This window comes from Streptomyces sp. NPDC088400 (assembly GCF_044753355.1).
In the GTDB taxonomy this organism is placed as follows: Bacteria; Actinomycetota; Actinomycetes; order Streptomycetales; family Streptomycetaceae; genus Streptomyces.
Genome location: NZ_JBIVMZ010000010.1, coordinates 98,378 through 121,305, shown reverse-complemented (window position 1 = coordinate 121,305; position 22,928 = coordinate 98,378). Strand labels below are relative to the sequence as shown.

14 protein-coding genes and 1 pseudogene are annotated in these 22,928 nt (G+C 71.1%); 6 read left to right on the top strand and 9 right to left on the bottom strand.

Translation table 11 applies throughout. The features are described from left to right. Nucleotides 1–24 precede the first annotated feature (24 nt). From ACIQD6_RS24670 to ACIQD6_RS24660, 3 genes are all read right to left on the bottom strand, one after another. Nucleotides 25–1,281, bottom strand: coding sequence for an SWIM zinc finger family protein (locus tag ACIQD6_RS24670; protein WP_401885795.1), 1,257 nt, complete (start codon nucleotides 1,279–1,281; stop codon nucleotides 25–27). Next, nucleotides 1,278–4,277, bottom strand: coding sequence for a DEAD/DEAH box helicase (locus ACIQD6_RS24665; protein ID WP_401885794.1), 3,000 nt, complete (start codon nucleotides 4,275–4,277; stop codon nucleotides 1,278–1,280). The genes ACIQD6_RS24670 and ACIQD6_RS24665 overlap by 4 nt, the downstream gene beginning before the upstream one ends. A gap of 325 nt (nucleotides 4,278–4,602) precedes the next feature. Further along, nucleotides 4,603–5,727 (bottom strand): slipin family protein, encoded by a 1,125-nt coding sequence (locus ACIQD6_RS24660; protein WP_401885792.1) that lies wholly within the window; start codon nucleotides 5,725–5,727, stop codon nucleotides 4,603–4,605. 264 nt (nucleotides 5,728–5,991) lie between these two features. Between ACIQD6_RS24660 and ACIQD6_RS24655 the strand changes: the two genes are divergently transcribed. Further along, nucleotides 5,992–6,330 (top strand): hypothetical protein, encoded by a 339-nt coding sequence (locus ACIQD6_RS24655; protein WP_401885789.1) that lies wholly within the window; start codon nucleotides 5,992–5,994, stop codon nucleotides 6,328–6,330. Nucleotides 6,331–6,449: 119 nt separating this feature from the next. Further along, entirely contained in the window at nucleotides 6,450–6,800 is a 351-nt protein-coding gene (locus tag ACIQD6_RS24650) for a DUF6343 family protein (protein WP_401885787.1), read from the top strand. Nucleotides 6,801–6,815: 15 nt separating this feature from the next. Here ACIQD6_RS24650 and ACIQD6_RS24645 read toward each other — a convergent pair whose 3' ends face one another. From ACIQD6_RS24645 to rpsA, 4 genes are all read right to left on the bottom strand, one after another. Beyond that, the gene (locus ACIQD6_RS24645; RefSeq protein ID WP_401885785.1) at nucleotides 6,816–7,196 is read right to left on the bottom strand and encodes a tetratricopeptide repeat protein; all 381 of its coding nucleotides are present in this window, start codon (nucleotides 7,194–7,196) and stop codon (nucleotides 6,816–6,818) included. Between the two features lie 147 nt (nucleotides 7,197–7,343). After that, nucleotides 7,344–7,949 carry a dephospho-CoA kinase gene (gene coaE, locus ACIQD6_RS24640; RefSeq protein WP_401885783.1) on the bottom strand — a complete coding sequence of 202 codons (606 nt, stop codon included), beginning with the start codon at nucleotides 7,947–7,949 and terminating at the stop codon, nucleotides 7,344–7,346. A 113-nt stretch (nucleotides 7,950–8,062) separates the two neighbouring features. Beyond that, nucleotides 8,063–9,007 (bottom strand): PAC2 family protein, encoded by a 945-nt coding sequence (locus ACIQD6_RS24635; RefSeq protein ID WP_401885780.1) that lies wholly within the window; start codon nucleotides 9,005–9,007, stop codon nucleotides 8,063–8,065. 381 nt (nucleotides 9,008–9,388) lie between these two features. Then, nucleotides 9,389–10,894, bottom strand: a complete 1,506-nt coding sequence (gene rpsA, locus ACIQD6_RS24630; RefSeq protein WP_401885778.1) for a 30S ribosomal protein S1 — start codon at nucleotides 10,892–10,894, stop codon at nucleotides 9,389–9,391. A gap of 341 nt (nucleotides 10,895–11,235) precedes the next feature. Between rpsA and ACIQD6_RS24625 the strand changes: the two genes are divergently transcribed. Together ACIQD6_RS24625 and hrpB are read left to right on the top strand one after the other, a co-directional pair. Beyond that, nucleotides 11,236–12,132, top strand: coding sequence for a class I SAM-dependent methyltransferase (locus ACIQD6_RS24625; RefSeq protein WP_401885775.1), 897 nt, complete (start codon nucleotides 11,236–11,238; stop codon nucleotides 12,130–12,132). 141 nt (nucleotides 12,133–12,273) lie between these two features. Continuing rightward, on the top strand, nucleotides 12,274–14,868 hold the full coding sequence (hrpB, locus tag ACIQD6_RS24620) for an ATP-dependent helicase HrpB (RefSeq protein ID WP_401885773.1): 2,595 nt from the start codon (nucleotides 12,274–12,276) through the stop codon (nucleotides 14,866–14,868). Nucleotides 14,869–14,968: 100 nt separating this feature from the next. Here hrpB and ACIQD6_RS24615 read toward each other — a convergent pair whose 3' ends face one another. After that, nucleotides 14,969–16,738, bottom strand: a complete 1,770-nt coding sequence (locus ACIQD6_RS24615) for a lytic transglycosylase domain-containing protein (protein WP_401885770.1) — start codon at nucleotides 16,736–16,738, stop codon at nucleotides 14,969–14,971. A 278-nt stretch (nucleotides 16,739–17,016) separates the two neighbouring features. Continuing rightward, a complete protein-coding gene (gene polA, locus ACIQD6_RS24610) occupies nucleotides 17,017–19,728 on the bottom strand; it encodes a DNA polymerase I (RefSeq protein WP_401885768.1) in 2,712 nt (903 codons plus the stop codon). A 232-nt stretch (nucleotides 19,729–19,960) separates the two neighbouring features. Between polA and ACIQD6_RS24605 the strand changes: the two genes are divergently transcribed. Together ACIQD6_RS24605 and ACIQD6_RS24600 are read left to right on the top strand one after the other, a co-directional pair. Further along, nucleotides 19,961–22,249, top strand: coding sequence for an FdhF/YdeP family oxidoreductase (locus ACIQD6_RS24605; RefSeq protein ID WP_401885766.1), 2,289 nt, complete (start codon nucleotides 19,961–19,963; stop codon nucleotides 22,247–22,249). A 197-nt stretch (nucleotides 22,250–22,446) separates the two neighbouring features. After that, nucleotides 22,447–22,899 (top strand): annotated as a pseudogene (locus ACIQD6_RS24600) (PaaI family thioesterase); the annotation flags it as partial. Nucleotides 22,900–22,928 lie beyond the last annotated feature (29 nt).

Here is a 22,928-nt window from a genome sequence, read left to right as displayed (position 1 = left end):
GACACGAGCCTACCGGCCGCCCCCTCACCTGCCGAGCAGGGCGGTCAGCGCGCCCACCGGATCGGTGTCGGGCGTGCCGCGCGGCCACCAGTCCTCGCGGTCGCGGTCGGATTCATAGCCGTACCAGACGCCATCCCGGCCGAAACGGAGTTGGAGGGAGGACGTGGAGAGCCGGTTGCGCCAGGGGCGGAACGACGGGAAGTCGGCGGCGGCGAGGCCGGGGCGCGCCCGGTCGAAGGGGCCCGCGGGCGGGTCCCAGGGCTCTTCCAGCACGGCGAGTCCCGCGAGGCCGCCCTGCCGCCAGGCTGCGACGGCGCGCGCCAGGTCGGTGGGGGTGCGGTCGAGGGCGGACGCGAGGTCGCGGTAGAGGGCGCGGGTGGAGGCGGTCAGCCCGGAGCCGGGGTGGGCGGCGGCCAGGCGCACGGCGTCCTGCCAGGGGGTCAGAGCGCCGATCGGGTCGAGTCCCGTGGTGAGGAACGTGTGTGCGCGGGCCGCCGCCTCGGTGGCGAGGAGGTCGAGCGCGAGCGGGTCGGGCGCGCCGGGGGCCTGCGGATAGACGGGTGGGCGGCCGGGCTGCGCCGGTACGGGGAACGGCGGCGGAAGCTCCGGAAACATACGCGGCGTCAGAGCGGCGCGGGCCGCCACGGAGGGCATCAGCGGCGCCGTGGTGCCCCGTTCGGCCGCCGAGCGGGTGGCGTTGCGCCGGGTCAGGTCGGCGAGGACCTCGTTCTCACCGCGTCCGCGCATCAGGAACAGGACGAACGGATCCTCGTCGAGAAGTCTGGCCGTCTGGTAGCAGAGCGCGGCGGCATGCTTGCAGGGGTAACCGTCGTCCGGGCAGGAGCAGTCGGGGGTGAGATCTCCCGCCGTGGGCAGGAGGTCGGCCGATGCCGCGAGCGCGTGCGGCATGTCCTTGTCCAGGAGCGCCGCGATGTGGTCGGGGCGGACCGCAGCGGCGTCGAGGAGCTCTTCCCAGTCGGTCTCGGCGAGGGTGCGGAGGCGGATTTCCGTACGGTACGGGCGAGGCCTGGAGCCGTGGACGTACGCCATGACCCGGCCGGGGGTGACGGTGATCGCGTCGACCTGGCCCCGGCCCGCGTAGGCGCGGCCGCGCTGGAGGCGGGCCACGTCGAGGGCGGTGTCCTCCATGGATTCCACCCAGGCGTTCCCCCACCAGGTGGCGGCGAAGTCGCCTTCCGCGCCGTGTCCCCCCGGCCTGGGGGACAGAGCGGGGAAGGTGCGGCGCCGGTCGTCGTGCCGGGGAGCGCGCGGAGTCGTCATGAGAGCCTCCGCAGGGAGACCAGATCGGCCAGTTCACGGTCGGTCAGCTCGGTCAGTGCCGCCTCGCCCGAGCCGAGGACGGCGTCGGCCAGCGCCCGCTTGGACGCGAGCATCTCGGCGATCCGGTCCTCGACCGTGCCCTCCGCGATCAACCGGTGGACCTGTACGGGCTGGGTCTGGCCGATGCGGTACGCGCGGTCCGTCGCCTGCTCCTCCACGGCCGGATTCCACCAGCGGTCGAAGTGGACGACATGGCCGGCCCTGGTCAGGTTGAGGCCGGTGCCCGCGGCCTTCAGCGAGAGGACGAAGACCGGTGTCTCGCCGGACTGGAACCGGTCCACCATCCGCTCGCGCTCCGCCACGGGTGTACCGCCGTGCAGCAACTGGGACGGAATCGCACGGGTCGTGAGGTGGGCGGAGAGCAGCCGTGCCATCGAGACGTACTGAGTGAAGATCAGGACCGAGCCGTCCTCCGCGAGGATCGTGTCGAGAAGCTCTTCGAGGAGGGCGAGCTTGCCGGAACGGCCGGTGAGCCGGGCGCCGTCCTCCTTCAGATACTGCGCCGGGTGGTTGCAGATCTGCTTGAGGGAGGTGAGCAGCTTCATGACGAGGCCGCGGCGCGCGATGCCCTCGGCGTCCTCGATGGCCGCCATCGTCTCGCGGACGACCGCCTCGTAGAGGGAGGCCTGTTCGCGGGTGAGCGCGACGGGGTGATCGCTCTCGGTCTTGGGCGGCAGCTCGGGCACGATGCCGGGGTCGGACTTCTTCCTGCGCAGCAGGAACGGCCGGACCAGTCGGGACAGCCGCTCCACCGCCTGTGTGTTGTCCGCGTCCTTGACGTCGGCGCTCTTGGCGTTCTCCACGTTCTCCACGATCCGGGCGTGGCGGGACCGGAACGCCTTGAGCGGGCCGAGCAGACCGGGGGTGGTCCAGTCGAGCAGGGCCCACAGCTCGGAGAGGTTGTTCTCCACGGGGGTGCCGGTCAGCGCGATCCTGGCGGGCGCCGGGATCGTACGGAGCGCCTTGGCGGTGGACGAGAAGGGATTCTTGACGTGCTGGGCCTCATCGGCCACGACCATGCCCCACCTGTGCGCGGCCAGCGTGTCGGCGCTGCCGCGCATCGTGCCGTAGGTGGTGAGGACGAAGCCGTCCGTCACATCGTCCAGGGTGCGACCGGCGCCGTGGAAACGGTGGACGGGTACTCCGGGCGCGAAACGGGTGATCTCCCGCTGCCAGTTGCCGAGGAGGGAGGCGGGGCAGATCACGAGCGTCGGTTCCGTACGGGCCCGGTGCAGGTGGAGGGCGATGACCGTGATCGTCTTGCCGAGGCCCATGTCGTCCGCGAGGCAGCCGCCGAGACCGAGCGAGGTCATCATGTCCAGCCAGGCGAGACCGCGCAGTTGGTAGTCGCGCAGCGTGGCTGCCAGGGCCGGTGGCTGGGGGACCGTGTGCTGGCCTGAGGTCAGGCGGTCACGCAGCAACGCCAGCGTGCCCGTCGGGACCGCTTCGACCGTCTCACCGTCGACCTCGGCGGTGCCGGTGAGGGCGACGGCCAGCGCGTCGGCCGGCTCCAGCAGGCCCAACTCCCTTTTGCGCGCCTTGCGGACGAGCGCGGGGTCGACGACCACCCACTGGTCACGCAGCCGCACGATCGGGCGGTGCGACTCGGCGAGCGCGTCCATCTCCTGCTCGGTGAGGGGTTCGCCGTTGAGCGCCAACTGCCAGTTGAACTTGAGCAGTTCCTCGCTGTCGAAGAAGGGCGTGCCGTCCGTGGCCGAACCGGGCGCGGGGCGGACGACCGCGGCGGCGGTGAGCGTACGGGCCAGCTCCCTGGGCCAGTGGACGGCGACGCCCGCCGCCGAGAGGCGGGCCGCCCCCGGGCCGAGCAGTTCGTACAGCTCGTCCTCGGAGAGCGGCAGCGCGTCGGGGACATCGCGCTCCAGGAGCCGGGCGAGCGGGGTCCAGACGCGCGCCGCGCGGCGCAGGGCGAGCATCGCGTCGATACGGGCGCGCGGACCGAAGCTCTCGTCGCCGTGGCCCGCCCAGAGCCCGGCCGCGTCGATGACCAGGGTGGGGTCCGCGAGGCTGTGGATCTGGACGAGAGCGGCGCCGGCCCGGCGCGGGACGTCCGCCTCGCCCGGGCGGGCGGTGGAGCGGGCGAGGGAGGCGGTGCCCGAGAGCGCGTCGGAGGCCGGGTGCGAGCCCGCGTCCTCGCCTCCACCCCCGTCCGCCTCCTGGTCGAACAGCTCGTAGGCGGACAGGTCCAGGCGCAGCGAGACCCGCACCCCCGCGTCCATACCGGCAGCCGCCTCCGCCGCCCAGGCCCTGGCACCGGGGAGATGCTGAGGGGCGCGGGCGGCGAACGGCGCCCCCGCCGCGTACGCGGCCGCCGGGGTCCGGGGCAGGGAGTCGGCCACGGCGTCGAGGAACGCCCTCACCAGGGCTTCGGGATCGGGCAGTTGGAGCGGGCGCAGATCCGGGAGCGGCACGGCATGCGCTTCGGGAGGCATGGCCGCGGCGATGGCCCTCAGCTGGGCGATGTCGTCGGCGTCGAGCGGCCCTGCCCGCCAGGCGTCGTGGTCGGACGCGGTGAGGCCGGGGAGCAGCCTGCCACGCGCGGCCAGCTGGAGGGCGTGGAGCGCGGCGGCGCCCCAGCAGGCCGCCGAGGGATGCGCCGCTCTGTGCCGCCTGGCACGGACCAGCAGCGGGACGGCGTCGGCGACGGGCAGCAGCACGGCGGGCACCTCGCGCGTACGGACACCGGTGCCGTGGCGCCGTACGACCGTCAGCTCCCCCCGGCCAAGCCCTCCGGCACCCGCCCCACCCGCGGCGGCGGACGCGAATTCCTCCGCCGCCGCGAGGAACGGCTCCCCTTCCGGGGCCCAGAAGGCGACCCGCCCCTCGTGCGGCAGTGCGGCGGGCAGGAATACAGCGGCGCAGCGCCCGAGCTCGGCGCTCAGAGACGCGGAGAGGTCCACGGAAGCGGACTCGACCACGCGTGAAGCAGGGGACGTGGACGCGGAAACGGACGTTGAGGAATCAGGGGTGGGCGAAGCAGGAGTGGGTGCTGATGCGGGTGCCGGCGTGGGCGTTGCGAGCTGGTCGGTCGCCGGGGCACGCGCGGTCAGCCGCGCACGAGTATGTCCCAATCGCGCCATCGCCACCGACTCCCTCCCACCTCGAGATCTGATTACCTCTGCGAGTCTAGGCGGGGGGTCTGACAGTCGGTCCCTGAACCGTGTTTCCGCAGCTCAGCGCTGTTCTCCCAGCGAAATTACGCGTTGCTCCAGGACGCTTCAGACCTCACGCCCCGCCGACGAATCAGGCGTGGGAGCGGGGCGGCTCGGATGTCTGACGCGGCGCGGGCCGCGCGGACGCGGCCGCCCCGCCGGATCCGGCCGTAGTACCGAAAGACCGGACGGGATCGGTGTCGGGCTCGGGCTCGGGCTCGGAGCCCGAACCGGGCTCGGGCCGCGACACGGGACCGGCGGAGGCGGCGGGCGTGGCCCCGGCCGGTGTGCCCGCTACGGCGGTCGATGCCGCCGGTACCTCCGGCGTCTCCTGTGTCTCCTGTGTCTCCTGTGCGGACGACGGGGAGGGCGTGGACGGCTCGGAGGGTCCGGTCCCCGCTCCCGGAGCCGCCGCCGCGGCACCCGAGACGCTCCGCACAGCCTGCACGGCCTCGGCCGGCGTCGCCCGTTCGAGGAAGCGGAGCAGTTCGACGGGGAAGGGCAGAACGAGTGTGGAGTTCTTCTCGGCGGCGACAGCCACCACGGTCTGGAGCAGCCGCAGCTGGAGCGCGGCGGGCTGCCCGGACATCTGCTGTGCCGCCTCGGCGAGCTTCTTCGACGCCTGCAGCTCCGCGTCGGCGTTGATCACCCGCGCGCGCCGCTCCCGGTCGGCCTCCGCCTGGCGAGCCATCGAACGCTTCATCGTCTCCGGCAACGACACGTCCTTGATCTCGACGCGGTCGATCTGAACGCCCCAGCCGATCGACGGACTGTCGATCATCAATTCCAGGCCCTGATTCAGCTTCTCCCGGTTCGAGAGCAGGTCGTCCAGATCGCTCTTGCCGATGATCGACCGCAGTGACGTCTGCGCCATCTGCGACACCGCGAACCTGTAGTCCTCGACCCGGATCACCGCGTCCGCCGGGTCCACCACCTTGAAATAGATCACGGCGTCCACGCGCACGGTGACGTTGTCACGCGTGATGCCGTCCTGCGCCGGCACCGGCATCGTGACGATCTGCATGTTGACTTTGCGCAGCTTGTCCACGAACGGAATGATCGTCGTGAATCCGGGCCCCCTGATGCCGTCGCGCAGCCGCCCGAGACGCAGGACCACTCCCCGCTCGTACTGCTTGACGACCCGGGCGGCCGCCAGTGCGTACAGCCCGCACGCGCATATCGCCGCTATGACAGCTACCACAAGTTCCTCGACCATCATGGGCTCCCTAGACGCCGGACCGAGGTGCCAATAACCACGGTATGCCCTGTATGACCCATGGGTCGAGATGCGTGAAAGTCGAGATGCGCGAAAAGAGAAGTTACGGGCTCTCACGCCGGGGACTGCCCGGCGGATCTTCCCGGGCCCGCGACGACCCGCCGGACACGGCCTAGCCCGGCCGGCCGCGCATCTGGTGCCGCCGCACCCCTGATCATGCAGTGTGACCAGCACCGGGCTTGTCCGTACAGACGAGGAGCGCCCATGTCCGTGACCGATCACCGGCGCCTCGGCATCGCCGCCGGGGCAGCGTTCCTGACCCTGGCCACCGCGGGCTGTTCCGGCCTCGGCCGGACCGCGGTGGGCACCATCACGTACGACACCGAGCAGAAGCAGCACGTCAAGGTGTCCAGCCCTCTGGTCACCGGCTGCCACCGGCTCGGGCCCGGGGCCGTCGAGGTCACGAACCGCACCCTGGTCGACCTCGTGATGTACCGGACGCCCGACTGCACCGGCGAGAAGACGGCGTACATCGCCACCACGCTCTCCGACGTGGTCACGCCCGGCAAGAGCCCCTGGCGCAGCTACACCATCGTGCACTGAACCCCGACCGGTTCGACCGGGACGGTCCGCACCTGTCTGTGCGTATGTCTGCACTTGTGCCCGTGTCCGTGTCCGTGTCCGGGCCCACGGGTACATAAGAGACAGGAGGTGCGACGGTTATGCGCACCGGGAATGAACCTGTGACCGCGCGCAGCCCGCTGCGTATGCGGTTCTGGCTGAGTGTGTGGGGCCTGGTCTGGACCGCCCTCGGCACCACCGCGTTCGCGTTCGCCGGGCGGACGGGGTGGGCCGTCGCTTGCGGTGTGCTCTTCCTGATCGTCGCGACGGACCTGGTCATGGTGGTACGCCATATCCGTCAGGGGCCGCACTACCAGCCGGGGCGGGACGTCCCGCCGTACCAGCCGGGGCAGGATGTCCCACCGTACGAGCCGGACCACCACGACGACCCCGGTGCCGGTACACGTCCCGGCCGGGGCGAGGGGCCGGATCGCGGCTCGCACGGCCGGTGACGGTCGCGGCGACGCTCAGCCGTCGATGTCCCGGGGACCGGAATCGAACTGGGCGGCCTTCACATACTCCGGCTTGGGATCCAGCGCGGCCGCCAGACGGAAGTGTCGTTTCGCCTGTTCCGGCCGTCCGGAGCGCTCGAAGGTACGGGCCAGGGCGAAATGCGCGAAGGCGTTGTCCGGCTCGCGCTCCAGGACCAGCTCGAACTCAAGTTCCGCGGGCCTCAGTTGGGCCGCGGCGAAGAACGCACGGGCGCGCAGCAGTCGGGCGGCCGTGTTCTCGGGGTGGGCCGCGATCACCGAATCCAGCAGCTTCACGGCCCCGCGCGGATCCCGCGCGGCCAGCAGTTGCTCCGCCGCGCGATAGTCGATGACGTGGGTCTCCGGGCTCTCGGGCACGGTCGCATCCTTCCCTGGCTGCCCGCTTTCAACGCCACGCACGCCAGTGCTATTCCGCACCGCCTGCCGGGGCTGTTCCGCACCGCGCACCGGGGGCAGTTCCGCACCGTGCTCCAGGGGCCGTTCCGCACCCTGCCCCTGGAGCGGTCAGCTCCCCGCCTCGGCGCGCTCCTTCAGCTCCAGCCAGACCGCCCGGACCTGCGGTTCCAGCTGTTCCAGTGGGCCGTCGTTGTCGATGACGACGTCCGCGACGGCGCGACGCTCCTCACGGGTCGCCTGCGCGGCCATCCGCCGACGCGCCTCCGACTCCGCCATCCCCCGCTGCCGTACGAGCCGGTCCAGCTGGGTCCCGGGCGAGGCGTCCACGACGACCACCAAGTCGTACAGCGCGGCCATCCCGTTCTCCACGAGCAGGGGCACGTCATGCACCACGATGCTGTCCGGCCCGGCCGCCGCCTCCAACTCGGCAGATCGGGCACGCACCAAGGGGTGCACGATCGCGTTCAGAGCACGCAGCCTCTCCGGGTCGCCGAACACGATCCCGCCGAGCTTCGGCCGGTCGAGCGCGCCGTCCGCCGTCAGTACCTCCGCACCGAACTCCGCGGCCACGGCCGTCAGTCCCGGTGTCCCCGGCTCGACCACTTCGCGCGCGATCCGGTCGGAGTCGATCAGTACCGCCCCGTAACTGGCCAGCAAACGAGACACTTCGCTCTTGCCCGCGCCGATTCCGCCGGTGAGTCCCAACCTCAACATGCGCTCAGCCTAAGGGCTGTCCCGCAGCACCGAGCCTCGTCCGTGGCACAGCACCGAGCCTCGTCCGTGGCGCAGCACCGAGCCTCGTCCGTGGATCCGCGCACCAGGCCGCATCATCCGCCGCTCTCCCCCTCACGCTCCGCCAGGAACTTCTCGAACTCGCGGCCGATCTCGTCGGCCGACGGCAGTTCAGCGGGCTCGGCGACCAGGTTCCCCCGCGTCTCGGCGCCCGCGATCGCGTCGTACTGGTGCTCAAGTCCCCTGACCATCGTGACCAGTTCCTCGTCGCCCTCGCCCAGCTGCCGCTCGATCTCGGTCTGGGTGCGCTGCGCCTCCGTACGGAGGGAGTGCGCGACGGTCGGCAGTACCAGGCCGGTCGCGGCCGTGATCGCTTCCAGGGCGGTCAGCGCCGCGTCGGGGTACGAGGACCGGGCGACATAGTGCGGGACATGCACCGCGACACCGAGGACATCGTGGTCGGACTCCATCAGCCGGTACTCGACCAGCGACTGCGCGCTGCCGGGCACCTGCGCCTCGTCGAAGGGGCTGCGATGGCCGGGCATGAGGTCGGTCCGGTTGCCATGCGGGGTCATGCCGACGGGGCGTGTGTGCGGAACACCCATCGGAATACCGTGGAAGTTGACCGAGAGGCGCACGCCCAGCCGGTCCACGACCTGCTGTACGGCTCTCGCGAAGCGCTCCCACTCCACGTCCGGCTCGGGCCCCGACAGCAGCAGGAACGGCGCACCCGTGGCGTCCTGTACGAGCCGTACGTCGAGCGTCGGCGTCTCGTAGCTCGCATAGCGGTCACGCCGGAAGGTCAGCAGCGGGCGCCGCGCGCGGTAGTCGACCAACCGGTCGTGGTCGAATCGGGCCACCACCTGATGAGGCAGCTCCTCCAGCAGGTTCTCGACGATCTGGTCGCCGGTCTCACCCGCGTCGATGTAGCCGTCGAAGTGGTACAGCATGACCAGGCCCGCCGACTCCTGCGCCAGTGCCATGTCGACGACGGCCAGGCCCTTGGGCTCCCACTCGTACAATCCCTGCGGATCAAGCACGATTACCGCTCCTCCTCGTGTTCTATCGAAGAACGCACCACAGAGCGCCGACATTCCCCGCGCCCCCAGACACTGCCAGGCATCGGCGACGAGAGGTAGTCGGCGGCGAAGTACACGTGTCTGGCAGGCTTGTTGAGCACCATTGAGACGCTTCGCTTGTCGAGCACCACGAAGGCGGGCGCTTCGGGGCGGCTCCTGAGTCGATGTGACAGGCGGTAACGAACTCGTCGAGGGCAACACCGGTCGGGACACCACCCGACAACGGCCATGAGACCCGCTCCCCAGCATCTGTCTGCGCACGCGTAAGGCCCGCTCCCCCAAGGGAACGGGCCTTACGTTCAACTCTTCAGCTGTGCGAACAGCCGCCTACAGTCCGAGCCGTCAGCTCTGACCACCGGCCAGCTTCTCGCGCAGGGCGGCCAGGGCCTCGTCCGACGCCAGGGCGCCGGAGTTGTCCGTGGACTCCGAGGAGTACGAGCCACCCGAGGCGGCCGGAGCGCTGCCGGCGCCGGCGGGCGCGGCAGCACCCTCGGCAGCGGCGGCCTCGTCGGCCTCGCGGGACTTGATGACCTGAGCCTGGTGCTGCTCGAAGCGCGTCTGCGCCTCGGCGTACTGGGTCTCCCACACCTCGCGCTGGGATTCGAAGCCCTCGAGCCAGTCGTTGGTCTCGGGGTCGAAGCCCTCGGGGTAGATGTAGTTGCCCTGGTCGTCGTAGGACGCCGCCATGCCGTAGAGCGTCGGGTCGAACTCGACCGCGGCCGGGTCTCCACCGAAGGCCTCGTTGGCCTGCTTCAGCGAGAGGCTGATGCGACGACGCTCCAGGTCGATGTCGATGACCTTGACGAAGATCTCGTCGTTGACCTGGACGACCTGCTCCGGGATCTCCACGTGGCGCTCGGCCAGCTCGGAGATGTGGACCAGACCCTCGATGCCCTCGTCGACGCGGACGAACGCACCGAACGGAACGAGCTTCGTGACCTTGCCGGGGACGACCTGACCGATCTGGTGCGTCCGGGCGAACTGCTGCCACGGGTCTTCCTGCGTCGCCTTGAGCGACAGGGAGACACGCTCGCGGTCCATGTCCACGTCGAGAACCTCGACGGTGACTTCCTGGCCGACCTCGACAACCTCGGAGGGGTGGTCGATGTGCTTCCAGGACAGCTCGGAGACGTGCACCAGACCGTCGACGCCGCCGAGGTCCACGAACGCACCGAAGTTGACGATCGAGGAAACGACGCCGGAGCGGACCTGGCCCTTCTGCAGGGTCGTGAGGAAGGTCTGACGGACCTCGCTCTGGGTCTGCTCCAGCCAGGCACGGCGGGACAGAACCACGTTGTTGCGGTTCTTGTCCAGCTCGATGATCTTGGCCTCGAGCTCCTTGCCCACGTAGGGCTGGAGGTCGCGGACACGGCGCATCTCGACGAGGGAGGCCGGCAGGAAGCCACGGAGGCCGATGTCGAGGATGAGACCACCCTTGACGACCTCGATGACGGTACCGGTGACGATGCCGTCTTCTTCCTTGATCTTCTCGATCGTGCCCCAGGCGCGCTCGTACTGAGCACGCTTCTTGGACAGGATGAGACGGCCTTCCTTGTCCTCCTTCTGGAGAACCAGGGCCTCGATCTCATCGCCCACGGCGACGACCTCGTTGGGGTCGACGTCATGCTTGATCGAAAGCTCGCGGGAAGGAATGACGCCTTCGGTCTTGTAACCGATGTCGAGCAGGACCTCGTCCCGGTCGACCTTCACGATGACGCCGTCGACGATGTCGCCGTCGTTGAAGTACTTGATCGTCTCGTCGATCGCGGCGAGGAAAGCTTCCTCGTTACCGATGTCGTTGACCGCAACCTGCGGGGTGGTGGCGGTGGTCTCGGTGCTGCTCGTCATGTGGGAAAGGGCTCCGGTACGGACATTGAGTCGTAGGTACTGCTACGCCGAGAGCCCGATATCGCCTCTGCATCAACCGGACAGCCAAGGAAGCGCCGCCCCTGGACAATAGGGAAAGCGCCTCGACAACCGAGGGGTCTTACATGCAGATGCGAGCGCGGCTGCTACGTCTGAGGCGCGCAAGCCCGCAGCGCAACCTTTAGCATACGGGGGCAGCCGGGCGGGGTCAATGCGCGAACGCGCACACCCGGGGTGGAACCTCTCATACCCGGCACAACAAGCGTTTGTTGAGGCCACAACGGCCCCACGAGCACTCTTCGCACACTACGACGACGGGCACGATGATCCAAGAGCACGCAGCCGAAGCCGCACGCACGACGCCGGGGGCCGGCGCCGATCCCGGACTCGGCTCCGCACCCAACCCCGAAGCCGAACCCGAACCCGAAGCCACCCGCCGCGACAGCGGGGACGCGGAGAGCAGCCGGGCCAACCGTGGCTGGTGGAACCGGAACGCCGACGATTATCAGATCGAGCACGGCACGTTCCTGGGAGACGACCGGTTCGTCTGGGGCCCCGAGGGGCTCGACGAAGTGGAGGCCTGCCTGCTCGGACCCCCGGAGTCGCTGGAGGGGCTGGACGTCCTGGAGATCGGGGCGGGCGCCGCCCAGTGCTCCCGCTGGCTGGCGGGGCAGGGCGCGCGTCCGGTGGCTCTGGACCTCTCGCACCGCCAGCTCCAGCACGCACTGCGCATAGCCGACGGCCGCTCCCTCGGCTTCCCGCTGGTGGAGGCGGACGCGGGTGCGCTGCCCTTCCGCGACGGCTCCTTCGACCTGGCTTGTTCCGCGTACGGCGCGATCCCCTTCGTCGCCGATCCGGTGAAGGTGTTCCGCGAGGTACGGCGGGTGCTGCGGCCCGGCGGACGCTGGGTCTTCTCCGTCACGCACCCCATCCGCTGGGCGTTCCCGGACGAGCCGGGGCCCGAGGGCCTGTCGGTCTCTTCCTCGTACTTCGACCGCACCCCCTATGTCGAGCAGGACGAGGAGGGGCAGGCGGTGTACGTCGAGCACCACCGGACGGTCGGCGACCGGGTACGGGACGTCGTCGCGGGCGGATTCCGGCTGGTCGACCTGGTGGAGCCGCAGTGGCCGGAGTGGAACACCCAGGAGTGGGGCGGCTGGTCCCCGCTGCGGGGAAACCTGATCCCGGGATCGGCGATCTTCGTCTGCGTACGGGACTGAGCCGCCCGCTCGTGCACGGGGCTGAGCCGCCCGCTCGTGTACGGGGCTGAGCCGCCCGCTCGTGCACGGGACTGAGCCGCCCGCTCTCCTGTCAGCGGGACCGGGTGGGGCCGAAGGCCTCGTGGGTACGACACTGAGCGGGTGATCCGCGACGACATCCTCGGCAGCCTTCCCGTACATACGGCCGTCCCCGCGCTGAAGAGCGCTCTCGAAGAACACGGCTGCGCGGTGCTCTGCGCGCCGCCGGGGACGGGAAAGACGACGCTGGTGCCGCTGGCGCTGGCGGGGTTGCTCGGCGACGGTCCGGTACGGCGGGTCGTCGTCGCCGAGCCGCGGCGGATCGCGGCGCGGGCGGCGGCCCGCCGGATGGCCTGGCTGCTCGGTGAGCGCGCCGGGGAGCGCGTCGGCTTCACCGTGCGCGGGGAGCGCGTGGTGGGGCGCGACACGGTGGTGGAAGTGGTGACCACCGGGGTGCTGCTGCAGCGGCTCCAGCGCGACCAGGAACTGGCCGGGGTCGATGTGGTGATCCTCGACGAGTGCCACGAGCGGCATCTGGACGCGGACACCGTGGCCGCGTTCCTGCTGGATGTACGGGCCGCGCTGCGGCCGGAGCTACGGCTGGTGGCGGCGTCGGCGACGACCGACGCGGCCGGCTGGGCGCGGTTGCTGGGGGACGCGCCGGTGGTGGAGGCGCAGGGCGTCTCGTATCCGGTGGAGGTGGTCTGGGCGCCGCCCGTGAAGCCCGTACGGCCGCCGCACGGGATGCGGGTCGATCCGGCGCTGCTGACGCATGTGGCGTCGGTCGTGCGGCGGGCGCTGGCCGAACGGGACGGTGACGTGCTCTGTTTCCTGCCGGGAGTGGGGGAGATCGGCCGGGTGGCGGGCCTGCTCGGGAACACCGGCGCCGAGGTCCTCCAGGTGCACGGGCGGGCACCGGCGGCGGTGCAGGACGCGGTGCTGGCCGGTTCTTCGGCCGCTTCGGGCGACCGGCGGGTCGTTCTGGCCACGGCGGTCGCTGAGTCGAGCCTGACCGTGCCGGGCGTACGGATCGTCGTGGACGCCGGGCTCGCGCGTGAGCCCCGTACCGATCACGCCCGGGGGCTGAGCGCCCTGACAACGGTGCGGGTGTCGCAGGCGGGCGCCCGGCAGCGGGCCGGGCGGGCCGGACGCGAGGCCCCCGGGGCCGTCTACCGCTGCTGGACCGAGGCCGAGGACAGCCGGCTGGTCCGTTTCCCCTCCCCCGAGATCAGGGTCGCGGATCTGGCGGCCTTCGCGCTCCAGGCCGCGTGCTGGGGCGACCCTTCGGCGGACGGCCTCGCCCTGCTGGACCCGCCGCCCGCCGGGGCGCTGGCCGCCGCGCACACCGTGCTGACCGCGATCGGCGCGGTGGACGGGAACGGCCGGGTGACGGACCGGGGTGTACGGATGGCCAGGATCGGCCTGCACCCCCGGCTCGCGCGGGCGCTCCTCGACGGCGCGCGGCAGGTGGGTGCGCGCCGGGCGGCGGAGGTCGTGGCCCTGTTGAGCGAGGAGCCGCCGAGGTCGTACGGGGACGATCTGACGGCGGCGTGGCGTACGGCCCGCGGGAGTGGGGGCGGTGACGCGTATGCGGCGCGCTGGCGGCAGGAGGCGCGGCGGCTGACCTCGGCGGCGGATCCGGCAACCGGCTCGGCACCGGGCTCGGCACCGGGCTCGGCATCGGGCTCGGCGTCGGACCCGGCGTCGGCTGCCGGGCGGGAGCCATACGGCACGGTCGGCACGGTCGGCACGGATGACGCGGTCGCCGGGCTCGTCGTGGCGCTCGCCTTTCCGGAGCGGGTGGCGCGGGCGCGCGGCGACGGTACGTATCTGATGGTGTCCGGCACCGGGGGCGAGCTGGGCGACGGTTCGCGGCTGCGCAGCGCTCCGTGGCTGGCGGTGGCGGTCGCGGACCGGCCGGCCACGGCCGCCGCCGCACGGGTACGGCTCGCCGCGGTCATCGACGAGGACACGGCGCGGACCGCCGCCGGGCAGCTGCGTGTGGCGGGCGAGGAAGTGCGCTGGGAGGACGGCGATGTCGTCGCACGGCGGGTGGAACGGCTCGGGGCGGTCGACCTGTCCGTACGCCCCCTGAAAGCGCCGGAGCCGCCCCTGGTGCGCGCGGCGCTCCTGGACGGGCTACGGCGCGAGGGACTCGGCCTGCTGCGCTGGACGCGGGACTCGGAGGGGCTGCGCGAGCGGCTCGGTTTTCTGCACCGGGAGCTGGGCGGGGCCTGGCCGGACGTGTCGGACGCCGCTCTGCTGGAACACGCGGACGACTGGCTGGAACCCGAACTGTCCAGGGCCCGGCGCCGGTCGGACCTGGCCCGGCTCGACGCGGGCCAGGCGCTGCGGCGTCTGCTGCCCTGGGCGACGGGCGAGGCGACACGGCTGGACGAGCTGGCGCCGGAACGTATCGAGGTACCGAGCGGGTCCCGGGTGCGGGTGGAGTACGGCGGGCCTCAGCCCGTACTGGCCGTGAAACTCCAGGAGTTGTTCGGCCTCCGGGAGACTCCTGCGGTCGCCGGGGTCCCGGTACTGGTCCACCTGCTCTCCCCGGCGGGGCGGCCCGCGGCGGTGACGGCGGACCTGGCGTCCTTCTGGCAGGAGGGGTACCGGGCCGTACGAGCGGAACTGCGCGGCCGCTACCCCCGCCACCCGTGGCCGGAGGACCCGTCCACGGCCACGGCGACGCGCCGCACGAACAACCGGCGGTGACGGACACACACGTACACACGCGTGTACGCACACCGCCCTCCGTCCGGTCGATCGGACGGAGGGCGGTACGGCATACGGCGCCGGAGTGCGGAGCGTGGGGTCAGGCGACCTTCAGCTCGACCGTCAACGTCGCGCCGCCCTCGGTTTCGAGGCGGAGCAGGAACGTGCCCGTCGTGCCGTCCGCGAAGATCTTCGGGAGCCGGAGGACACCGTTGGCGTCGGTCTTGAGGTCCGTCAGCTCGCGGAGCGGGTCGCCCTTCGCGTCCTTGAAGTAGGGGCCCTTGCCGAGCGGGGCGAGGTCGTCCGCGGACGTGATCATGGCGGCGGTCACCGCCACGCCCGATGCCACGGCGTTCTTGTACGTGGCCTTGACCTCGACCGGCTCGGCGAACTCGGTGCCGGGCGCGGCCGTCAGTACCTTGTCGGAGGTCCTGGCGAGAGCGTCCGCCTGACGGGCGGTGACGGTCGCGGCGTGGTCGACGGGTGCGATGCCCCGGACGGTGGTGGTGGCCCGGATCGAGAAGTCACCGGCCTTCTCGCCCGCCTGGAGGGCCGGGGCGATCGCCATGCCGTCCTTGGCCGTGATGAGGGTGACTTCGGACGTGGCTCCGGGGAAGCGTGCTTCCGTGTCACCGATGATCTCGAAGCGCACCGGCACCCCGGCGACGGGCTTGGCCTTCGCGTCGACCGCACGTACCGCGACCCGTCCGGCGAACTGGCCGCCGGCCACGGCGGTCAGCGTCCCCGTGCCGGCCTTCTCCAACTGCGTGACAACAGGCTTGGGCGGCTTGGGAGGCGTGGGGGTGGTGGAAGGAGGCGTGGGTTCCGGGCTGCCGCTGCCGCCGCCACCCGGAGTCGGCGAGGACGAACCGCCACCGCCGGGCTTCGTCGGGCCCGAACTCCCGCCGCCCCCGGGCTTGGAGGGCGACGAACCGGGAGAGCTGGGGCTCGGCGTGTGGCCGGGCTTCGTCGGGCTCGTGCTCGGGCCGGCACTCGGGCTCGTGCTCGGGCTCGTGCCCGGACTCGGCGTCGACGAGGAGCCGGAACTGTCCGGTCCGCTGTCGGCGGGCAGCACGCCGGCACCGTCCGGGACCTCGTGCGTACCGTTCTTGTAGTACCGGAACCAGGTCAGGACCGTGTTCAGGTACTCCTGCGAGCGGTTGTAACTGAGGATGGCCCGATGGAGACCGTCGTCGGCGGAGAGGTCCCGGTTCGCGTGGCAGAGATACTTCGCGGCCGCCAGTGCCGCGTCGTAGATGTTGTTGGGGTCCTCGCGGCCGTCGCCGTTGGCGTCCTGGCCCCAGGTGTCCCAGGTCGAGGGGATGAACTGCATCGGGCCGACCGCCCGGTCGTGCGTCGTGTCGCCGTCGTACTCGCCGTCGTCGGTGTCGGAGATGTTGGCGAACCCGACGCCGTTGAGAACCGGACCGAGGATCGGCGCGAGCGTGGTGCCGTCGGCGTCCACCCGGCCGCCGCGCGCCTGGCCCGACTCGACCTTGCCGATCGCGGCGAGCAGTTGCCAGGACAGGTTGCAGCCCGGCTTGCTCTCCGCGAGGGCCTTTTCCGCCTGCTTGTACGCGGCCAGCACCGTGGCCGGAATACCTGCTTCCGCCGGACCCGTGGCCGGCAGGTCTATCGAGGTACCCGGCTTGTCGGGCGTGGTGAGCGGCGGAAGCTCGGTGTAGTACGGGGAGTTGCCGGTTGCCGAGGTGCCGGGGGGCGGGGTCGCGTCGGCGGCCCGGGAGTCACCCGAGCCCGTGGTGGGGATGGCGCCGGGCGCCTGCGAAGCGGAGAGTGCGGCGATGGCGGCGGCGGCCACCGCCGTGGTGGTCGCACTTCTGCGCAGTCGGCGACCGAATAGCGCTGTCATACGTCTGGTCCCTCCCCGTGGTCGGCTTTCCGCGCTCCCCGCGCGAGGACACAGGCGACCCTACGTCAACTCCTGGCCCCAGCACACCGGTCCGTGACGGCCTTTCACCGGTTCGCCATCCTCCGCATCCCCTACGTGCGGGAAGGCCCCCGCCGGGTTCGGAAACGTCGCTCTACGTCCGAACACGTCGCCTCCCGCGCCCCCGTCCCCCTCCCGCCCGTCGCCCGGCTGCCGGTCTCGTCGGGCGGGAGGAGTAGTGGGGCGGGTGGCCCAGTGGATCAGTGCGCCGCCGACTCCCAGTTGTCGCCCACACCCACCGAGACATCGAGCGGCGCCCGCAGTTCGACCGCGGTCGGCATTTCCCGGCGCAGCAGCTCCTCCACCCGGTCACGCTCGCCCGGGGCGATCTCCAGGACGATTTCGTCATGGACCTGGAGGAGCATCCGGGAGTTCAGGGCCGCCTCGGTCATCGCCCGGTCGACCTTGAGCATGGCCACCTTGACGATGTCCGCCGCCGTGCCCTGGATGGGGGCGTTGAGGGCCATGCGCTCGGCCATCTCACGACGCTGCCGGTTGTCGCTGTTGAGGTCGGGCAGATAGCGGCGGCGGCCCAGCATCGTCTCCGTATAGCCCGTGGCCCTGGCCTCCACGACCGCTCGGTGCAGATAGTCGCGGACGCCTCCGAAGCGCTCGAAGAAGGTGTCCATCAGTCCGCGCGCCTCGGCCGCCTCGATGTTCAGCTGCTGGGAGAGGCCGAACGCCGAGAGCCCGTAGGCCAGTCCGTACGACATCGCCTTGATCTTCCGGCGCATCTCGGGATCCACGGCGGACTTCTCCACACCGAACACCTGGGAGGCGACGGTGGTGTGCAGGTCCTCACCGGAGGTGAAGGCCTCGATCAGCCCCTCGTCCTCGGAGAGATGGGCCATCACCCGCAGCTCGATCTGGCTGTAGTCGGCCGTCATCAGCGACTCGTAGCCCTCGCCCACGACGAAGCCGCGGCGGATGGCCCGGCCCTCGTCGGTGCGCACCGGGATGTTCTGGAGGTTGGGATCGGTGGAGGAGAGCCGGCCGGTCGCCGCCACGGTCTGGTTGAAGGTGGTGTGGATCCGGCCGTCCGCGCCGATCGTCTTGATCAGGCCCTCGACCGTGACCCGCAGCTTGGCCTGCTCGCGGTGGCGCAGCATGATGACCGGCAGTTCGTGCTCGGTCCGGGCGGCGAGCCAGGCCAGCGCGTCCGCGTCCGTGGTGTAACCCGTCTTGGTCTTCTTCGTCTTGGGCAGGCCCAACTCGTTGAAGAGGACTTCCTGGAGCTGCTTGGGCGAGCCGAGGTTGAACTCATGGCCGACGGCGGCATGCGCCTCCTTCACGGCCTGCTGCACGGCGCCCGCGAACTGCTGCTCCATGGCCTCCAGATGCGACCGGTCGGCGGCGATGCCGTTGCGTTCCAGCCGGGCCAGCAGCACGGAGGTGGGCAGCTCCACGTCATGGAGCAGCTCGGTGGCACCGACCTCTCCCAGCCGCTCGGTGAACGCGTCGCCCAGGTCGAGGACGGCGCGCGCCTGTGTCATCAGCGCCTCGGCCTCGGCCTGCTCGTCCGTACCGAAGGCGAGCTGTCCGTCGGCGGCGGCCGCCGGTGCCAGCTCACGGCCGAGGTATTCGATGGCGAGCGCGTCCAGAGCGAAGGAGCGGCGGCCCGGCTTGACCAGGTAGGCGGCCAGGGCCGTGTCCATCGTGACGCCGCCGACCCGCCAGCCGTGCTCGGGAGCGACCCGCATGGCGCTCTTCGCGTTGTGCATGACCTTGGGGCGGTCGGCGTCGGCGATCCAGGCCGCGAAGGCCTGCTCGTCGGCCTCGTCCAGCTGGGTCGGGTCGAACCAGGCGGCGGCGCCACCCGCGGCGGCGAGCGCGACCTCCGCGACACTGCCCGTGCCCAACGCCCAGGTGTCGGCCGTGGCGACACCGAGCGGCTGCGCCCCGTGCTCGGCCAGCCAGGGCGCGAGCTCGCCCGAGCCGAGGACCGCGCCGTCCAGCTCGACACCGGCGGCGGGCGGCGGGGCCTCGTCCTCGACGGCGCCGGGGTCCACGGCGAGCAGCCGCTCACGCAGGCTGGGGTTACGGATCTCCAGGACGTCCAGCACGCCCTTGACGGCCGCACGGTCGTACGGGGCGCGCTCCAGGTCCCGCGCGCTCTTGGGCAGCTCGACGTCCTTCACCATCTCCGTGAGCCGGCGGTTGAGCTTGACCGACTCCAGGTGGTCACGGAAATTCTGGCCCGCCTTGCCCTTGACCTCCTCGGCGCGCGCCACCAGCTCGTCGAAGGAACCGAACTGGTTGATCCACTTCGCGGCGGTCTTCTCGCCCACCCCGGGGATGCCGGGCAGATTGTCGGACGGGTCGCCGCGCAGCGCCGCGAAGTCCGGGTACTGGCTGGGCGAGAGCCCGTACTTCTCCTGGACCTTCTCCGGTGTGAAGCGCGTCAGCTCGGAGACGCCCTTCGTCGGATACAGCACCGTCGTGTGCTCGCTGATCAGCTGGAACGAGTCCCGGTCACCGGTGACGATCAGCACCTCGAAGCCCGCGGCCTCGGCCTGGGTGGCGAGCGTCGCGATGACGTCGTCCGCCTCGAAGCCGTCGATCGCGAACCGGTCCGCGTGCATCGCGTCCAGCAGCTCGCCGATCAGCTCCACCTGCCCCTTGAACTCATCGGGTGTCTTGGAGCGGTTCGCCTTGTACTCCGGGAACTCCTCGGAGCGCCAGGTCTTGCGGGACACGTCGAACGCCACGGCGAAATGCGTGGGCGACTCATCACGCAACGTGTTCGCCAGCATCGACGCGAAGCCGTAGATGGCATTCGTCGGCTGACCGGTCGCGGTCGTGAAATTCTCCGCGGGCAGCGCGAAGAACGCCCGGTACGCCAGAGAGTGCCCGTCCATGAGGAGCAGGCGAGGACGGTTGTCTTCGGTCTTCTTCGATGCTGTCTCAGCCACAGACCCGATCCTGCCACGCCCCACTGACATTCCCGACCGGCGCGATCCCGGCCACCCTGCACTCGCCCCTGCCCGGCACGATCCGGGGCCCTGGAACGACCGCGTCTCCACACCCGCCGGGCGGGCCGTGCACCGGGCCGGCCCCGCCCGATCGGGCCTCGCACTCCCCACGGTCAGTGGCGCGTGACAGGATCGGACGGATACCGAGAACGCGTACCCGAGGGAGAGCGTGATGGCCAGCAAACCGCCCACAGGTGACCCGGTCCAGGACGCACCAGAGGTCTCGGCCCCCAAACACGCGGCCGCGGGACTCCCCGCCATCGCACACACACTCCGGATCGCCCAACAGCAGATGGGCGTGCGGCGCACCGCTCAGACGCTGCTCAAGGTCAACCAGAAGAACGGCTTCGACTGCCCCGGCTGTGCCTGGCCCGAGGGCGACCACCGGCACACCGCGGAGTTCTGTGAGAACGGCGCGAAGGCCGTCGCGGAAGAGGCGACACTGCGCCGCGTCACCCCCGAGTTCTTCGCCGCCCATCCGGTGCCCGACCTCGCCTCCCGCAGCGGCTACTGGCTGGGACAGCAGGGCCGGATCACCCAGCCCATGCTGCTGGAGCGGGACGCCGCGGGCCCGGGCGCCGACCACTACACGCCGGTGAGCTGGGAGCAGGCCTTCGCGATCATCGCGGAGGAACTGACCGCACTCGGCTCCCCCGACGAAGCCCTCTTCTACACCTCGGGCCGCACCAGCAACGAAGCCGCGTTCCTGCTCCAGCTCTTCGCCCGCGAATTCGGCACGAACAACCTCCCCGACTGCTCCAACATGTGCCACGAGTCGTCCGGCTCGGCACTCTCGGAGACCATCGGCATCGGCAAGGGCAGCGTCTCCCTGGAAGACCTCCACCAGGCCGACCTGATCATCGTCGCCGGACAGAACGCGGGCACCAACCACCCCCGCATGCTCTCCGCGCTGGAGAAGGCCAAGGCGGCCGGCGCCCGGATCATCTCGGTCAATCCGCTGCCCGAGGCCGGCCTGCAGCGGTTCAAGAACCCGCAGACCCTCCAGGGCATGATCAAGGGCGCCGCCCTCAACGACCTCTTCCTCCAGATCCGTATCGGCGGCGACCAGGCCCTCTTCCGGCTGCTCAACAAGCTGATCCTCCAGACACCGGGCGCGGTCGACGACGCCTTCGTGGCGGAACACACCCACGGGTACGAGGAGTTCACCGCCGCCGCCCGGGACGCCGACTGGGACGAGACCCTGACCGCCACCGGCCTGGAGCGCGCGGAGATCGAACAGGCCCTCTCCCTCGTCCTCGCCTCGGAACGCACCATCGTCTGCTGGGCCATGGGCCTCACCCAGCACAAGCACTCCGTGCCGACCATCCGCGAAGTCGTCAACTTCCTGCTGCTGCGCGGCAACATCGGCCGCCCCGGCGCGGGCGTCTGCCCGGTGCGCGGGCACTCCAACGTGCAGGGCGACCGCACCATGGGCATCTTCGAACGCCCCGCCCCCGCCTTCCTCGACGCCCTCGACCGGGAATTCGGCATCACCTCGCCACGCCACCACGGCTACGACGTCGTCCGGTCCATCGAGGCACTGCGCGACGGCGAGGCCAAGGTCTTCTTCGCCATGGGCGGCAACTTCGTCGCCGCGACCCCCGACACCGACGTCACCGAAGCCGCGATGCGCCGCGCCCGCCTCACCGTGCACGTCTCCACCAAACTCAACCGCTCCCACGCGGTCACCGGGGCCCGCGCGCTGATCCTGCCCACCCTGGGCCGCACCGACAAGGACGTCCAGGCGGGCGGCCGTCAGACGGTCACCGTCGAGGACTCCATGGGGATGGTGCACACCTCCCGCGGCAACCTCCCGCCCGCGAGCCCCCACCTGCTCTCCGAACCCGCCATCGTCGCCCGCATGGCACGCGCCACCCTGGGACCCGCCTCCACCACCCCGTGGGAGGACTTCGAGAAGGACTACGCGAGCATCCGCGACCGGATCGCCCGCGTCATCCCCGGCTTCGAGGACTTCAACGCGCGCGTGGCCCGCCCCGGCGGCTTCGCGCTCCCGCACGGCCCCCGCGACGAACGCCGCTTCCCCACCGCCACCGGCAAGGCCAACTTCACCGCCGCGCCCGTCGAGTTCCCGAAGCTGCCCGAAGGACGGCTGCTGCTCCAGACCCTGCGCTCGCACGACCAGTACAACACCACCATCTACGGCCTCGACGACCGCTACCGCGGCATCAAGGGCGGCCGCCGGGTCGTGCTGGTGAACCCCGAGGACGCGGCCGAACTGGGCCTCACCGACGGCTCGTACACCGACATCGTCAGCGAGTGGAAAGACGGCGTGGAGCGCCGCGCCCCCGGCTTCCGCGTCGTCCACTACCCCACCGCACGCGGCTGCGCCGCCGCCTACTACCCGGAGACCAATGTGCTGGTCCCGCTCGGCTCGACGGCCGACACGAGCAACACTCCGGCGAGCAAATCCGTCGTCGTGCGCTTCGAGCGGCCCGCCTGAGCGGCCGGCGATCCGCCTGAACGGCCGGCTTCGGGCAGCGTGAGGGGCCCGGGGCCGGGTTCCGTCCGGTCGGTCGCCCTGGTCCCGAGAGGACCGACCGTACAGAACCTAAGCGATTGCTCAGTCCTGTCTGATAGACAGGACAAGACGGTGCACACAACACGCACTTGACGACCACAGCCGAACGGAGCCGGGCCATGGGTGAGCAGTCCACCACGAAGTTCCCGCAGGCGATCCTCGACGAGTACGCCGCGCTCGGCGTCGACCTGCCCGCGCTCTTCTCCGCCGGACACCTGGGCACCCGCATGGGCGTGGAGATCGTCGAGGCGTCACCGGACCGCGTCGTCGGCACCATGCCCGTCGAGGGCAACACCCAGCCCTACGGCCTGCTGCACGGCGGCGCCTCGGCCGTCCTCGCGGAGACCCTCGGCTCCATCGGCGCGATGCTCCACGGCGGCAGCTCCAAGATCGCCGTGGGCGTGGACCTCAACTGCACGCACCACCGCGGCGTCCGCAGCGGCATCGTCACGGGCGTCGCGACCCCCGTGCACCGCGGACGCACCACCACGACGTACGAGATCGTCATCACCGACGAGCAGGGCAAGCGGGTCTGCAGCGCCCGGCTCACCTGCCTGCTCCGCGACTCCGGCGCCAACGCCCACACCGGCCCCGGTACCGC